This is a genomic window from Kandleria vitulina DSM 20405, from assembly GCF_000702065.1.
Lineage (GTDB): Bacteria > Bacillota_I > Bacilli_A > Erysipelotrichales > Coprobacillaceae > Kandleria > Kandleria vitulina.
Genome location: NZ_JNKN01000022.1, coordinates 22,865 through 35,998 on the forward strand (window position 1 = coordinate 22,865; position 13,134 = coordinate 35,998).

Sequence of the window (13,134 nt, forward strand, 5' to 3'; positions counted from 1 at the left end):
CTCCCCCTATGTTCTATAGTCTCCGTTGATCTTTACGTAATCATATGTAAGATCACAGCCCCATGCTGTGGCATCATGATCTCCATCATGTAAATCAATATGAATATCTATTTCATCTTCATGTAAAATAACAGCTGCTTCATCTTCAGAGAAGGCTACACCTGCTCCTTCTTTGCAGACAAGGATTTTTCCCTTGCTTGATGATAATGAAACTTCTACCTGATTAATATCAAATGACGCATCACTATAGCCAATAGCACATAAAATACGTCCCCAGTTTGCATCTTCACCAAACATTGCTGATTTAAACAATGATGAAGTAATAACTGATTTAGCTACAATACGCGCATCCTTGATGCTTCTTGCATGATTAACATGGCAAGTCAAAAGCTTTGTAGCCCCTTCTCCATCTTTAGCAATTCCTCTTGATAAAGATTCACAGATAGAATACAAGGCATCTCTTACTTGATGATAAGCACTATCTTTTAATACAATCTTATCATTGCCAGCCATGCCATTGCACATAACAACGAGCATATCGTTAGTTGAAGTATCTCCATCCACAGATACCATATTGAATGTTTCATCAACAATCTCACGTACCATTGGTTCAAGAAGATCTTTTGAAATATTGATATCAGATGTAACAAACGCAAGCATAGTTGCCATGTTAGGATGAATCATTCCTGATCCCTTAGCAATAGCACCAATATGACAAGTGTGTCCATCGATATCAAATTCTACAGCGTATTCTTTCTTGACTGTATCAGTTGTCATAATAGCATTAGCTGCATCATCTGATCCTTCATCATGAAGTGATGAAACCAATTCTTTCATGTGATTCTTAAATGGATCAAGTGTCATCTTTTCACCGATGACTCCAGTAGATGCAACAATGATATCTTCTTCATTAAGAGATAATTCATCAGCTACAAGCTGACATGTCCCTTCTGCAATTTCAATACCATTATCATTGCATGTATTAGCATTCCCGCTATTACAGATGATAGCTTGTGCTACACCATTTTTTAAATGTTTCTTTGTAACAAGAAGCGGAGCTCCTTTTACTTTATTTTGAGTGTAAGTTGCTACACTTACACATGGTTGATCTGAAACGATAAGTGCCAGATCTTTTTTTGTTTTGCTTTTTCCTCTTATATTAGCAATGACACCTCCGGCTTTAAAGCCGAGAGGTGCACAAATGCCGCCTTCAATATTTTTCATGATATTCCCCCTAGAAAGATGGCCCTACCATCTGTAAGCCAGTCTCTTCTGGTAATCCATACATAAGATTCATATTCTGAATAGCCTGACCAGCTGTTCCTTTGATCATATTGTCAATTGTAGAGGCAATAATCAATGTATGGTCCCTTTCATCCATATGCAATGAAATATGACAATCATTGGTGTATGTGACAAATTTCAAGTCTGCGTTCTTTCCTAATGGAAGCACATGGACAAATCTTTCATTTTGATAAGTTTCCTTATAGATTTTATAGATTTCATCTAAATCCTTATCGACTTTCACATAAATAGTAGACACGATTCCTCGATTAACAGGAAGAAGATGAGGTACAAAAGTCACTGTGACTTTTTTATCAGCCATAAGACTTAATTCCTGTTCAATTTCTGGTGTGTGACGGTGATTGCCAGCCTTATAAGGATGGAATGATTCGTTTGTTTTTGTAAAATGTGTATCTTCCGTAAGCTTCTTTCCTGCTCCGGTAGTTCCTGAGGCCGAATTAATGATAATATGGTCTGACGCATTCAAATGATGCGAAAGAAGTGGATATAGACCGAGGCATACGCTTGTTGGATAACAGCCAGGATTGCCGATTATACTTGCTTGTTTAATGGCATCTCTGTGTAATTCAGGCAGGCCGTATACTTGTTTTTGGTGAAGGTCTTTATCTTTATATTCCCCTTTATACCATTCTTTATAATCTTCTTCATTGTGAAGACGGAAGTCGGCACCAAGATCGACGAACTTCTTTCCCTGTTCGTCGCACATCTTGGCATATTTTTCAGATAATCCTGATGGCAAACCAGCAAAGATGATATCTGCTTTTTCAATAACTTCTTCATCACTCACAAATGTTAAATCACAATGTTCATAATAGGAAGGATAGAGATCAGATACTTTTTGTCCCAATGCACTTCTTCCTCCTACTGCAACAACTTCACAGTTGGGATGAGACAGCAATAATCTCAATGTTTCATTGCCGGCATATCCGCTTGCGCCAATGATACCTGCTTTAATCATGGTAATCTGACACCTTCTTTTCAATTCTTTCAATATTTTCCTTTTCTACCTTTGAAGAAGGCCCCCCGACGACTTGTCTGCTATTCAAGCATGTTTCTAATGCAACAGCATTATATACATCTTCTTCAAACATATTATGGAACTTCTTATATGTATCCAATGAAAGTGATTCTAATGTTTCATTGTTTTCAATACAATAGGCTACTAGCTGTCCAGTGATCTTATAAGCATCTCTGAATGCTAGTCCTTTCTTTGTTAAATAGTCTGCGCAATCAGTGGCGTTGATAAATCCTCTTGCGGCAGCTTCTCTCATTTTTTCTTTATTGACATTCATTGTATCTAGCATTTCAGTGAATACTGGAAGACATAATTTTACCTGATCAATCGCATCGAAGAGGTTTTCTTTATCTTCCTGCATATCTTTATTATATGCGAGAGGCAATCCTTTCATCATTGTCAATAGAGTAGAGACATCTCCGATGACTCTGGCACTCTTTCCTCTTACAAGTTCAGCGATATCTGGATTTTTCTTTTGCGGCATAATCGACGAACCAGTAGCAAAAGCGTCATCTAGTTCAATGAACTTGAATTCCCAAGAGCACCAGAGAATAATTTCTTCTGAGAAACGTGAGAGATGCATCATTATTAGTGCCAATGCATTGGCACATTCAATGGCGTAATCACGATCTGATACACCATCTAATGAGTTGTACATAATATCGTTCATTCCTAGCTCTTCAGCTACAAAATGACGATCTAGTGGATAAGTGGTAGTCGCAAGGGCTCCACTTCCTAATGGTGATACATTGACTCTTTTATCAATGTCTTTTAATCTGTCCATATCTCTTAAGAACATGGATGCATATGCCATCAAGTGATGGGCAAACGTAATTGGCTGTGCTCTTTGAAGATGGGTATATCCTGGCATGATGGTTTCTAGATGCTGAGAAGAAATCTTAGTCAATGTAAGAACCATATCTTTCAAGAGAGACTGTAGTTCTTTAATTTCATCATGAACATAAAGACGTAAGTCTAATGCCACCTGATCATTTCTTGAACGACCTGTATGAAGTTTCTTTCCTGAAACAGGATATCTTTTTGTAAGTTCTGCTTCAATGAACATATGAATATCTTCTGCGTTAGGATCAAATAGAAGCTTTCCTTCTTCTATTTCATGAAGAATATCATTGAGTCCCTTATAGATTTCATTATATGCCTGTTCATCAATGATCTTCTGTTTCATCAGCATCTTTGCATGTGCCAATGATCCACGTATATCCTGTTTATACATTCTACAATCAAAAGAAAGTGATGAGTTAAATGCATTTACATCCTCATTGATTTCTTTTGAAAATCTACCTGCCCATAATGCCATATTAATCCCCCTATGCTTTCTTTGCTTTAGCCTGTGCAATCATCTTGATTGGCAATCCGTAAAGGTTGATGAATCCTGCAGAATCTGCCTGGTTGTAATCTTCATCTTCACCAAATGATGCTGTCTGTTCAGAATATAATGTTGAATCAGAAGTCATACCTGCACCAATGATGTTTCCTTTATATAATTTTAACTTAACTGTACCATTAACATTTTCCTGAGTTTTATCTACGAATGCATTTAATGCTTCTGTTAATGGAGAATACCAGTATCCATTGTAAAGAATATCAGCTAATTCTAATGCGATCTTCTGTTTAAAGTGCTGTGTGTATTTATCAATAGTGATTTCTTCTAGATCAGCATGTGCTTTATAAAGAATAGTTCCACCTGGTGTTTCATACACACCTCTTGATTTCATACCTACAAGTCTGTTTTCTACCATATCGATAATACCGATACCGTTAGCGCCACCAACTTTATTTAATGCTTCAATTAAAGCGACACCATCCATTTTTTCTCCATTTAAGGCAACTGGAATACCTTTTTCAAATGTGATTTCAATATAAGTTGGCTTATCTGGTGCCTGTTCTGGTGATACACCTAATTCTAGGATTTCATCATACTTAGGTTCATTTGCTGGATCTTCAAGATCAAGACCTTCATGTGATAAATGCCATAAGTTCTTATCTTTAGAATAGTTTGTTTCTCTATTGATCTTTAGAGGAATATTTCTTGCTTCAGCGTAATCAATTTCATCATCTCTTGATTTAATATCCCATACTCTCCATGGTGCAATGATTGGCATATCAGGTGCAAATGCCTTGATAGCTAATTCAAATCTTACCTGGTCATTTCCTTTACCTGTACATCCATGACAGATAGCGTCAGCACCAACTTCTTTAGCAACTTCTACAAGTTTTTTACCAATGATAGGTCTAGCTAAAGATGTACCTAATAAATATTTACCTTCATAAACAGCGTTAGCTTTGACAGCTGGGAAAATAAAGTCTTCTACGAATTCTTTCTTAAGATCTAATTCAATATACTGAGATGCACCTGTTGCTAAAGCTTTAGCTTCAAGTCCATCTAATTCATCTTTCTGTCCAACGTTTGCTGCTACAGCGACAACTTCACATCCGTATGTCTCCTTAAGCCAAGCGATAATAATTGATGTATCTAATCCTCCACTATATGCAAGTACTACTTTCTTAAATATTTTTTCCATAATATATTCTCTCCTTTTTCTTTACTTTCTATTTATGTTCTGCATTTCTCCATTCGCCGTACTTTCATCTTAATCCCCCTAAATATACAAAAAACGTCTCCAGATTACTCCAGAGACGCCAATAGACGCGGTACCACTCTCGTTAATATCAATAGATATTCCCTCTTGTTCTTAACGCGAACTAACGTTTCATCCTACTGATTTCAGACGAACACTCGCGAGTGCGTTTTCACCTATTTCCATCTAACAGCCTTCCACTCTGCGCTGTCTCGCTTGAGACTTCCGATAGGTTACTTTTCTCGGTCTTCGTTTTTGTGTATGGTGTTATATTAGCACATAAAAATAAAATGTCAAACACTTTTATCTAAAAATATAATTTTATTAGATTTTTGTCGTTTTATCATAAAATAGAAGATAAAATAAAAGACTACTGCTGTAGTCTTTCATTTAGTGGTTATTATTCTTCTTCAACTTTTTCAAACTGATCTGGACCAACGCCACAGATTGGACATTCGTAGTCTTCTGGTAATTCGTCACCTTCATAGACATAACCGCATACTGTACAAACCCATTTCATAGTGTGTCTCCTCCTTCTTTATTAATAGGAATGATTCCTACTTATATAATATTCATATTATTTCTATCTTTCAAGAAATATGCTTCTATAATTATTATAAAGTTTATCATTTTAAAAAAAAGAAAATTCGCACATTACAAAAAAATAGCGAGACCTATTGGTCTCGCGCTTTTCTGTACTCGTCTACAAAATCAAGATGACATAAAGGATCATGACATTCATGACAATGTCCACCACATGATCCAATAGGATTCTTTTTATCAAAGAATCTACGATAGATAACATAAAGCAACCACAATCCAATTGCGATGCTTATTAGTATTGTAAATAACATCAATGTCACTTCCTTTTTCACTATAATAACATAAAACTGACTCCATGATAGACCATCTCACGGTACTAACAATTAAAGGGTGTATTAATTAAAGAATATATCGGTGTGTGTAAATTATTGATATGAGGTGGTCTATCACAGAGTTAGTTATAACTCTGTGCAAGTATAGCCAAGCTGTCTCACTAACTCCATGTACTTCTGAGGGTTTGGTGGTTCATTGGTAAATATGTGTAGTGTCTTCTTAGAAAGATCTGCAATAGCATACTTGTTTTCTTGACTGTTGAAGGCATTAGTCAACTTGGTTGCACAGTTCTCACAGACCATGTCTTCTACCTTAAAGCAACAGTCATAGGAATAATGAGATGGGTTTGTATCGTTTGATTTTATTTTTTTAATAGTCTCACATTCCCCGCAGCAGCCGTTATTCTTTGTCTTGATGAATCGTCTTACTCCAAATACGAATAGGACGATCACCAAGAAAAGGATAATAAAGTCTATAGTATTCATACTACACTTCCAATGCGGCAGCTGCGCCTTTCGCCTTTGGAGCTGGTCTTACAACCATATAAATTGCGAAGAAGATAATAACAATGGAAATAATCTGTGTAAGACCAAATGAAGCTCCGTAGAATAGCCAGCTTCCCATATTATAGAAAACGAATGATAATGCGTATCCTAATACAACCTGATATAAGATTGCGAATACGCCCCACTTTTTATCACCCATTTCTCTCATGATTGCACCCATTGCGGCAGTGCAAGGAGGATCGAATAAGTTAAGAGTCATGAATGAGAAAGCAGCCACTGGCGTAAACAATGAAGCAATTCCTGCTTTTCCAGCTAATGTATCGACAATAGCTGGTGCTAATTCTTTTGCACCTTCTGCTACCAGAACAGCGACACCGCCCTGCCAGTTACCAAATCCTAAAGGTTTAAACAATGGTGCGATAAATTCACCAATTGATCTTAACATAGAATGAGCAATTTCTGCAGATTCACCATCAATATACTGCAATGACCAAGTATGGTTACTTAAGAACCATAAGATAACTGCGAAAGTAAAGATGATTGTACCAGCTTTAATTACATATTCTTTAGCTCTATCCCATACTCTTAACAGGACAGTCTTAACTTGTGGAACATGGTAAGCAGGAAGTTCCATAACGAATGGTGCAACTTCACCTGCAAAAGCTCTTGTTTTCTTTAAAGCAATACCAGATAAAATGATGATAGCCATTCCTAAGAAATACATTGCTGGTGCTAGCCACCACATTTCTTTAAAGAATGCTGCAGTAATAATAGTAATGATTTCTAATTTAGCTGAACAAGGGATAAATGTCGCTAACATGATTGTCATACGACGATCTTTTTCATTTTCAATAGTTCTTGTTCCCATGATGGCTGGTACACCACATCCTGCTCCAATGAGGATTGGAATAAATGATTTACCTGATAAACCAAATTTACGGAAGATTCTATCCATGATAAAGGCAACACGTGCCATGTATCCTGAATCTTCAAGGATGGAAATAAATAAGAAGAGGATAAGAATCAATGGTAAGAATGTTAATACAAATCCACAAGTATTAATGATACCGTTGACGACTAGATCAGTGATCCATGAATTAACTCCTAATGATTTTAATAACCCTTCTACAAAAGGCATAATCCATTCTCCAAAGAGTGTTTCTTCAACCCAGCCTTGAGCGATACCACCAATATCGATAGTAGCTTTAAACATTAAAGTCATAATAACCGCAAAGATTGGCAAAGCAAGAATTCTGTTTGTAACAATCTTATCGATCTTATCAGAAAGACTAGCTTGTGTACTTGATTTTCTAGTAACACAATCATTAACGATGTTGCTGATATATTCATATCTTGTAGTTGTGATGATTGATTCAGAGTCATCATCTTCATCATCTTCTATCTTCTTGATGTTTTTTTCATATTTAGCTAATAAAGAAGAAAGATTTAATTCATTAATAACCTTTTCATCTCTTTCAAACACCTTTACCGCAAACCATCTTTTCATACGCTGATCTACGTTAGATAATTCAGATTCGATAGATTTGATTGTAGAAAGAAGTGGACCTTCATATAATTCTGGTCTATTCAATACTTTCTTATTGGCAATAGAAATCGCTAATTCTGCAACTTCTCTTGAACCTTTTCCTTTTAATGCAGAAATAGGCATCACATGACATCCTAGCATTTTTTCTAATGCATTCATGTCAATATGGTCACCATTCTTTTCGACAAGATCCATCATATTGACAGCGACTACCATTGGTAAACCTAATTCTAGTAGCTGTGTTGTTAAGTAAAGGTTACGTTCAATGTTTGTACCATCGATAATATTAATGATGGCATCAGGTTTTTCATTGACAAGATATCTTCTAGAAACAACTTCTTCCATAGAATATGGAGATAAAGAGTAAATACCAGGTAAATCCTGAATAATGACATCCTTATGTTTCTTAAGTTTACCTTCCTTCTTTTCTACTGTAACACCAGGCCAGTTCCCTACATATTGAGAACTTCCTGTTAAATCATTAAATAATGTTGTTTTCCCGCTGTTTGGATTCCCAGCTAATGCTATTTTCATAAATACGCTCCCTTTTTGTTAGTTAACACTAACCTAACATTAAAAATAATTGTCGCTTATGCGACTTCGATTAATTCTGCTTCACTTTTTCTAATTGAAAGCTCATATCCTCTTACATTCAATTGAATCGGATCCCCTAATGGTGCTACTTTTACAACTTTGACATCAGCGCCCTTGATGAGCCCCATATCCATGATACGTTTTTTAGTAGCTCCTTTTCCATGCAGTTTTACTACCTTGCATGCATCTCCTATTGAGATGTCCTTTAATGTTTTCATGTATATTTCCCCCTTAAACCAATACACGTTTTGCCATTGTTGCATCTAAAGCAACACGGCTTTCTTTGACTTGAAGAATCACACTGTTTCCGGATTTGCTGACAACTTTAACAGTGGATCCTTCTACAAATCCAAGCTCGTTAAGATGATTTCTGATCAAATCCTTTCCTTTAATCTTACGTACTGTTACAACTTCATTTTCATGACATAAGTTAATTGGCATCATGTTCATCTCCCCTCAGTTAGATGATTCTAACTATTTCAAAGTTAGTTTAACTTAACTTTAATAAAATGTCAATCGTTTTCTATAAATCAAATCGCTCGTATTTGATTTTATTTATGATATAATGTCGTATGAGGTGAAATTAAGATGAGTGAATCTACTGAAATGTATCTTGAATCTATTCTAGTAATCCAGAAGAGAAAAGGTGTAGTGCGTTCTATTGATATTGCGCATGAATTGAATTTTTCTAAGCCTACTATCTCTCAACAGATCAAACGTCTCAAATCACTTGATTATATTAATGTGAATGAGCATAATATTATCTCATTAACTGATAAAGGTATGGAAATAGCTTCTATGATCTATGAAAGACATAATGAGCTATCACGTATTTTTAGATATATTGGTATTCCTGAAGATGTTGCTACAGAAGATGCATGTCGTGTGGAACACTATATTTCTCCTGAGACTTTTGAGGCCTTGAAAAATTATTTCGACCCGCTTATTAATAAAAAATAAAAACACGCCTAAGCGTGTTTTTTTTATACGAGACTAAATCCTAAGAAACTTGCTGCCATCATGATGCATCCTGCCAAAAGTACACCTAGCATACATGCAGCGACTGTTTGCTTGAAGTCCATATCAAGAATACTTGCCGCAAGTGTTCCTGTCCATGCACCAGTTCCTGGTAATGGGATTCCCACAAATAACAATAATGCTACAAATGTTCCTCTTCCTGCTTTTTCTGTTAGTTTCTTGCCGCCTTTTTCTCCTTTTTCTAGGCACCAAGTAAAGAATTTACCAATGACTTTCTTGTCTTTTCCCCATTCAAGAATTTTTCTTGCAAATAAGTAGATAAATGGCACTGGCAACATGTTACCGATAATACAGATAATATAAGATTGCACTAATGGTAATCCTAAGAACTGTGAATAGGGAATTGCTCCTCTTAATTCAACGATAGGTACCATGGATATAAGAAATAACTGAATATATTTAATTAACATCTATTCATTCTCCTTTTTTCTAACGAGTATTATCATATATGAAAAAAAGTCCTTTTAAAAGGGCTTTTTATTATTTTTTAATATTCCTTGAAGTTTTCTCTTATTCTTTCTATATCATCATTGACACTTAGACTTAACATCAAAAGTATTCGTGCTTTATTTGGGGATCAAATACTTTTTCATCATATACGATGGCTTCTTTGACTCTAGAACAACACCTGCACTAAATACTCCACCATATCTCAATATAGACTTTTGCGATCCCCCTTAAGATTACTATTACTATATTTATTAATCGTTTTCCAATTTTCAATAAGTCTTTCCATCGAGTAAGCGGCATTAGCAGGTGATGTAGAAGGAAGAACTTCAGCTTTGATCTTAGTAGATGATTCCTGATAGATATGATAATAACGATAAGATGCTTTCCCATTACAGATAATACGTTTAATCTGTGTACTTTCAATTAATCCAGCTATATCATTAGGAACAACATCCTGGATGGAATCATCAGCACTGTTGACAATAGTACAGGAGTGAATAGTATCCCATAAAGCAATATGATGTTCTAGCAGCATTTTTCTTTTTTCTTCATTGGTTACTGGTTCATCACATTCCAACAACTGTGCCATCATTTTCCAGAATCTATTTCTAGGATGACCATAATAGAACTGCACTTCTCTTGATTTTACAGAAGGAAAACTTCCTAATATAAGTATCTCACATTGTTCATCTACAATAGGTGCAAGTGGATGAATCTGCTTATCTCTTCTTGTTGACATGGGCAACCATCCTTGTCATGTATTTCCTTGGCAATACGCGTGAAGCGATATTTAATAAAAGACCTGACAGGCCGTGAATCGCTATGTAGCGATTGGCCAATAATGACTTTACGCCATATTTCGCAACTTCGTTTGCGCTTGCTGGAGGAAAATACTTCCACATTACTGAATCTTTCAGATGTGCTGTTTTCATAAATTTTGTTTTAGTAGGACCAGGACAAAGACATGTGACACTTACGCCATAGTCTTTTAGTTCTTCATGTAGTGCTTCTGAAAAGGAAAGTACAAACGCTTTTGTAGCATAATAGATGGACATATAGGGACCTGAGGTGAATGCCGCAATGGAGGCTACATTCAGGATTTTCCCCTCTCCTCTTTCTTTCATTTCATTGCCTACATAGTAACAGAGTTTCATCAGCGCTTCGATATTTAATCGTACCATATCTTCTTGTTTTTTATAGTTGGAATCAAGAAAAGCACCTGAATCTCCAAATCCTGCATTGTTAAAGAGAACATCTATTTTTTCTTCTTTTATTATTTGAAGTAAATCATCACAATGTTCAATTAAATCACATTCAATGATTTTCGCATTTTCATATTGTTCTCTTAGTTCTTCTAGCTTCTCCTTGTTTCTTCCTACAAGAATAAGATCATATCCCTTATTAGAAAAAACACGAGCTGCTGCTTCTCCGATGCCGCTTGTTGCACCGGTAATTAGTACATTTTTCATATTAGATTAATACACCTTCTAGATGATCCATTTCATGCTGAATAATCTGGGCAGTAAAACCTGTATATGTCTTTATTTTCTTTTTAAAGTTTTCATCAAGATAAGATACCTTGATTTTCTTATAACGGAAAGTATCTTTGGCCTCTTCACGAGGATGTGACAAGCATGATTCTTTTGTCGCATACTTCCCTTCTTCTTTCATGATAATGGGATTATACATAATTTGTATTTTCTCATTATCTACAAATGCAATAACAGCCTTATTGACACCAATCATATTGGCAGCCATGCCAACACATGTTCCTTTTTCAAAATAATAGTAAGAAAGCGTATCATATAGATCACTAGCTACCTGCCCATCATCATTTGTTGCTTTGGCTGCTGTTCTGCTTAATAAAAACTGATCTGTAACTATTTCCTTAATCATCCGTCCACCTTCAAATAATATTTATAATAATATCTAATTCTAAGTAAATCAAAAATTCTCATCAATTGATAATTGAATTGAATGCCATCATATTTTCCAAGAACATAAAGCATATGATTAGCTTTATGATCACCGTAGGCATCTATTTTTCTGTTTTGTGTAATGATGACTATATTAGAGCGTTCAATATAGGCATCTTCAAGACAATGATCACTTCTTTTCATCGTACGTCCTGTCTGGGTTAAGAAGAAGACAATGTCATCTTCATAAAATTCAAAGGTTTTATCATTATGATGATATTCAACAACCTCTTTCCCTAAGTTTATTAAGTCTGTCTGGAAATCTACAGCTAGACAGCTTGGGAAATGTGAACCAATGATAACGATACGATTAGCTTGATAGATTTCATCTACGATATCATCAATTTCTTTAAGAAACTCAGCTTCATTCATTGTTAATTGTAGATCTTTAAAATAATCTCTTAACTGTAAGCCAATCATTCTTAACTGAATTTCATTGTTTCTCAATTCTTTTTCAGAAACCATCTGGTCTCTAAAATCATTGAATGTCTTAAAACCTAAACGGCGATAGAACATTTCTACATCTTCTTTATGAAAAGCACCTTCTATGCAGACATCATCAAGGGTATAACAGCCGATTTTTGTATATCTTTTAACAATGAACATGCCAATGCGATACATGACATCATCTACAAGTGCTCCATTAAGAAACTTTAATATTCTAGATAAAACTATATCCATATGTTCACCTTCTTTCACATATTATATTATAGCATTACTCCTTTTCAATTTAGCAACAATTTCTTGACATTAAAAAACTTCTCATTATGAGAAGTTTAACAATTCTGTAAGCATACATCCTTTATCAATTTTGTGACACATTGTTCTTTTTGCACATTCATAACGTTCAAACTGCTTTTTCGCATTTTTAAGATTGCCATATACTTTCCAGTATCCTACATACTTACATTTTTTTTGATTAGTGAACTACCACCCACCTAAAGGTAGGTGGCTTCTAAGAACCTGACGGTTCTATTTAAGAAGTTTGATATTTAAGTTTCCACCCGACAAGTCAGGCAATCCTTATTCTTACAGGCGTGTCCACTTCGCCTCTACCGTATAGGATGTTAACATCCACAACGCTACTTTTACGCATGATGTTCAATGCGCCATTAACATCCGCATTGATTATTTTCCCGCCTGCGGTTTTATATTGCCCTCTGTGTATTCTTTTGCCGCTAAACTGATATTCTCTTGGATTATCAGCATTGTAAACAGGAATGTCATC

17 protein-coding genes, 1 pseudogene and 1 other annotated feature are annotated in these 13,134 nt (G+C 35.4%); of the genes and pseudogenes, 1 reads left to right on the forward strand and 17 read right to left on the reverse strand.

Annotated elements, in window-relative coordinates; translation table 11 throughout:
• Positions 1–6 precede the first annotated feature (6 nt).
• The 10 genes from argJ to T513_RS0106410 all read right to left on the reverse strand — a co-directional run bounded on the left by argJ (position 7) and on the right by T513_RS0106410 (position 8,886).
• Positions 7–1,224, reverse strand: a complete 1,218-nt coding sequence (gene argJ / locus T513_RS0106365) for a bifunctional glutamate N-acetyltransferase/amino-acid acetyltransferase ArgJ (protein ID WP_031589433.1) — start codon at positions 1,222–1,224, stop codon at positions 7–9.
• Between the two features lie 10 nt (positions 1,225–1,234).
• On the reverse strand, positions 1,235–2,263 hold the full coding sequence (gene argC / locus T513_RS0106370) for an N-acetyl-gamma-glutamyl-phosphate reductase (RefSeq protein WP_029071645.1): 1,029 nt from the start codon (positions 2,261–2,263) through the stop codon (positions 1,235–1,237).
• Complete coding sequence (gene argH, locus T513_RS0106375) at positions 2,256–3,638, reverse strand: argininosuccinate lyase (protein WP_031589435.1); 1,383 nt, start codon at positions 3,636–3,638, stop codon at positions 2,256–2,258. Before argH ends, argC begins: the two co-directional genes overlap by 8 nt.
• A 10-nt stretch (positions 3,639–3,648) precedes the next feature.
• Positions 3,649–4,863, reverse strand: coding sequence for an argininosuccinate synthase (locus tag T513_RS0106380; protein WP_031589437.1), 1,215 nt, complete (start codon positions 4,861–4,863; stop codon positions 3,649–3,651).
• Between the two features lie 108 nt (positions 4,864–4,971).
• Positions 4,972–5,179, reverse strand: a binding site (T-box leader).
• Positions 5,180–5,320: 141 nt separating this feature from the next.
• Complete coding sequence (locus T513_RS0106385) at positions 5,321–5,440, reverse strand: rubredoxin-like domain-containing protein (RefSeq protein WP_029071648.1); 120 nt, start codon at positions 5,438–5,440, stop codon at positions 5,321–5,323.
• A gap of 154 nt (positions 5,441–5,594) precedes the next feature.
• Complete coding sequence (locus tag T513_RS0106390) at positions 5,595–5,774, reverse strand: FeoB-associated Cys-rich membrane protein (RefSeq protein ID WP_029071649.1); 180 nt, start codon at positions 5,772–5,774, stop codon at positions 5,595–5,597.
• A 147-nt stretch (positions 5,775–5,921) separates the two neighbouring features.
• Positions 5,922–6,281, reverse strand: coding sequence for a heavy-metal-associated domain-containing protein (locus T513_RS11770; protein ID WP_051550675.1), 360 nt, complete (start codon positions 6,279–6,281; stop codon positions 5,922–5,924).
• Between the two features lies 1 nt (position 6,282).
• Complete coding sequence (gene feoB / locus T513_RS0106400) at positions 6,283–8,382, reverse strand: ferrous iron transport protein B (RefSeq protein WP_031589440.1); 2,100 nt, start codon at positions 8,380–8,382, stop codon at positions 6,283–6,285.
• 56 nt (positions 8,383–8,438) lie between these two features.
• Positions 8,439–8,660, reverse strand: a complete 222-nt coding sequence (locus T513_RS0106405; RefSeq protein WP_029071651.1) for a FeoA family protein — start codon at positions 8,658–8,660, stop codon at positions 8,439–8,441.
• 13 nt (positions 8,661–8,673) lie between these two features.
• The gene (locus tag T513_RS0106410) at positions 8,674–8,886 is read right to left on the reverse strand and encodes a FeoA family protein (protein WP_029071652.1); all 213 of its coding nucleotides are present in this window, start codon (positions 8,884–8,886) and stop codon (positions 8,674–8,676) included.
• Between the two features lie 144 nt (positions 8,887–9,030).
• Between T513_RS0106410 and T513_RS0106415 the strand changes: the two genes are divergently transcribed.
• Positions 9,031–9,402 carry a metal-dependent transcriptional regulator gene (locus tag T513_RS0106415; protein ID WP_201783595.1) on the forward strand — a complete coding sequence of 124 codons (372 nt, stop codon included), beginning with the start codon at positions 9,031–9,033 and terminating at the stop codon, positions 9,400–9,402.
• Between the two features lie 23 nt (positions 9,403–9,425).
• On the opposite strand, the gene T513_RS0106420 is transcribed toward T513_RS0106415, so the two are convergent.
• The 7 genes and pseudogenes from T513_RS0106420 to T513_RS0106445 form a co-directional block, all read right to left on the reverse strand.
• On the reverse strand, positions 9,426–9,890 hold the full coding sequence (locus T513_RS0106420) for a COG2426 family protein (protein ID WP_031589443.1): 465 nt from the start codon (positions 9,888–9,890) through the stop codon (positions 9,426–9,428).
• 242 nt (positions 9,891–10,132) lie between these two features.
• Positions 10,133–10,669 carry a DNA-deoxyinosine glycosylase gene (locus tag T513_RS0106425; RefSeq protein ID WP_051654413.1) on the reverse strand — a complete coding sequence of 179 codons (537 nt, stop codon included), beginning with the start codon at positions 10,667–10,669 and terminating at the stop codon, positions 10,133–10,135.
• Positions 10,650–11,399, reverse strand: a complete 750-nt coding sequence (locus T513_RS0106430) for an SDR family NAD(P)-dependent oxidoreductase (RefSeq protein WP_031589447.1) — start codon at positions 11,397–11,399, stop codon at positions 10,650–10,652. The genes T513_RS0106425 and T513_RS0106430 overlap by 20 nt, the downstream gene beginning before the upstream one ends.
• Before the next feature lies 1 nt (position 11,400).
• Positions 11,401–11,826 carry a peptide deformylase gene (locus tag T513_RS0106435; protein WP_031589448.1) on the reverse strand — a complete coding sequence of 142 codons (426 nt, stop codon included), beginning with the start codon at positions 11,824–11,826 and terminating at the stop codon, positions 11,401–11,403.
• Positions 11,823–12,587 carry a MurR/RpiR family transcriptional regulator gene (locus T513_RS0106440; protein ID WP_031589450.1) on the reverse strand — a complete coding sequence of 255 codons (765 nt, stop codon included), beginning with the start codon at positions 12,585–12,587 and terminating at the stop codon, positions 11,823–11,825. The genes T513_RS0106435 and T513_RS0106440 overlap by 4 nt, the downstream gene beginning before the upstream one ends.
• 84 nt (positions 12,588–12,671) lie before the next feature.
• Positions 12,672–12,815: pseudogene (locus T513_RS12660) on the reverse strand (DUF3793 family protein); the annotation flags it as partial.
• Positions 12,816–12,918: 103 nt separating this feature from the next.
• Positions 12,919–13,134 (reverse strand): transposase (locus T513_RS0106445; protein ID WP_080703126.1); only part of this gene is annotated, 216 nt, incomplete at its 5' end.

What these genes read in the sequence shown, in the direction of transcription:
- argJ (WP_031589433.1), bottom strand. Translation starts at nt 1,224, where the DNA reads ATGAAAAATATTGAAGGCGGCATTTGTGCACCTCTCGGCTTTAAAGCC.
- argC (WP_029071645.1), bottom strand. Translation starts at nt 2,263, where the DNA reads ATGATTAAAGCAGGTATCATTGGCGCAAGCGGATATGCCGGCAATGAA.
- argH (WP_031589435.1), bottom strand. Translation starts at nt 3,638, where the DNA reads ATGGCATTATGGGCAGGTAGATTTTCAAAAGAAATCAATGAGGATGTA.
- T513_RS0106380 (WP_031589437.1), bottom strand. Translation starts at nt 4,863, where the DNA reads ATGGAAAAAATATTTAAGAAAGTAGTACTTGCATATAGTGGAGGATTA.
- T513_RS0106385 (WP_029071648.1), bottom strand. Translation starts at nt 5,440, where the DNA reads ATGAAATGGGTTTGTACAGTATGCGGTTATGTCTATGAAGGTGACGAA.
- T513_RS0106390 (WP_029071649.1), bottom strand. Translation starts at nt 5,774, where the DNA reads ATGTTATTTACAATACTAATAAGCATCGCAATTGGATTGTGGTTGCTT.
- T513_RS11770 (WP_051550675.1), bottom strand. Translation starts at nt 6,281, where the DNA reads ATGAATACTATAGACTTTATTATCCTTTTCTTGGTGATCGTCCTATTC.
- feoB (WP_031589440.1), bottom strand. Translation starts at nt 8,382, where the DNA reads ATGAAAATAGCATTAGCTGGGAATCCAAACAGCGGGAAAACAACATTA.
- T513_RS0106405 (WP_029071651.1), bottom strand. Translation starts at nt 8,660, where the DNA reads ATGAAAACATTAAAGGACATCTCAATAGGAGATGCATGCAAGGTAGTA.
- T513_RS0106410 (WP_029071652.1), bottom strand. Translation starts at nt 8,886, where the DNA reads ATGATGCCAATTAACTTATGTCATGAAAATGAAGTTGTAACAGTACGT.
- T513_RS0106415 (WP_201783595.1), top strand. Translation starts at nt 9,031, where the DNA reads ATGAGTGAATCTACTGAAATGTATCTTGAATCTATTCTAGTAATCCAG.
- T513_RS0106420 (WP_031589443.1), bottom strand. Translation starts at nt 9,890, where the DNA reads ATGTTAATTAAATATATTCAGTTATTTCTTATATCCATGGTACCTATC.
- T513_RS0106425 (WP_051654413.1), bottom strand. Translation starts at nt 10,669, where the DNA reads ATGTCAACAAGAAGAGATAAGCAGATTCATCCACTTGCACCTATTGTA.
- T513_RS0106430 (WP_031589447.1), bottom strand. Translation starts at nt 11,399, where the DNA reads ATGAAAAATGTACTAATTACCGGTGCAACAAGCGGCATCGGAGAAGCA.
- T513_RS0106435 (WP_031589448.1), bottom strand. Translation starts at nt 11,826, where the DNA reads ATGATTAAGGAAATAGTTACAGATCAGTTTTTATTAAGCAGAACAGCA.
- T513_RS0106440 (WP_031589450.1), bottom strand. Translation starts at nt 12,587, where the DNA reads ATGGATATAGTTTTATCTAGAATATTAAAGTTTCTTAATGGAGCACTT.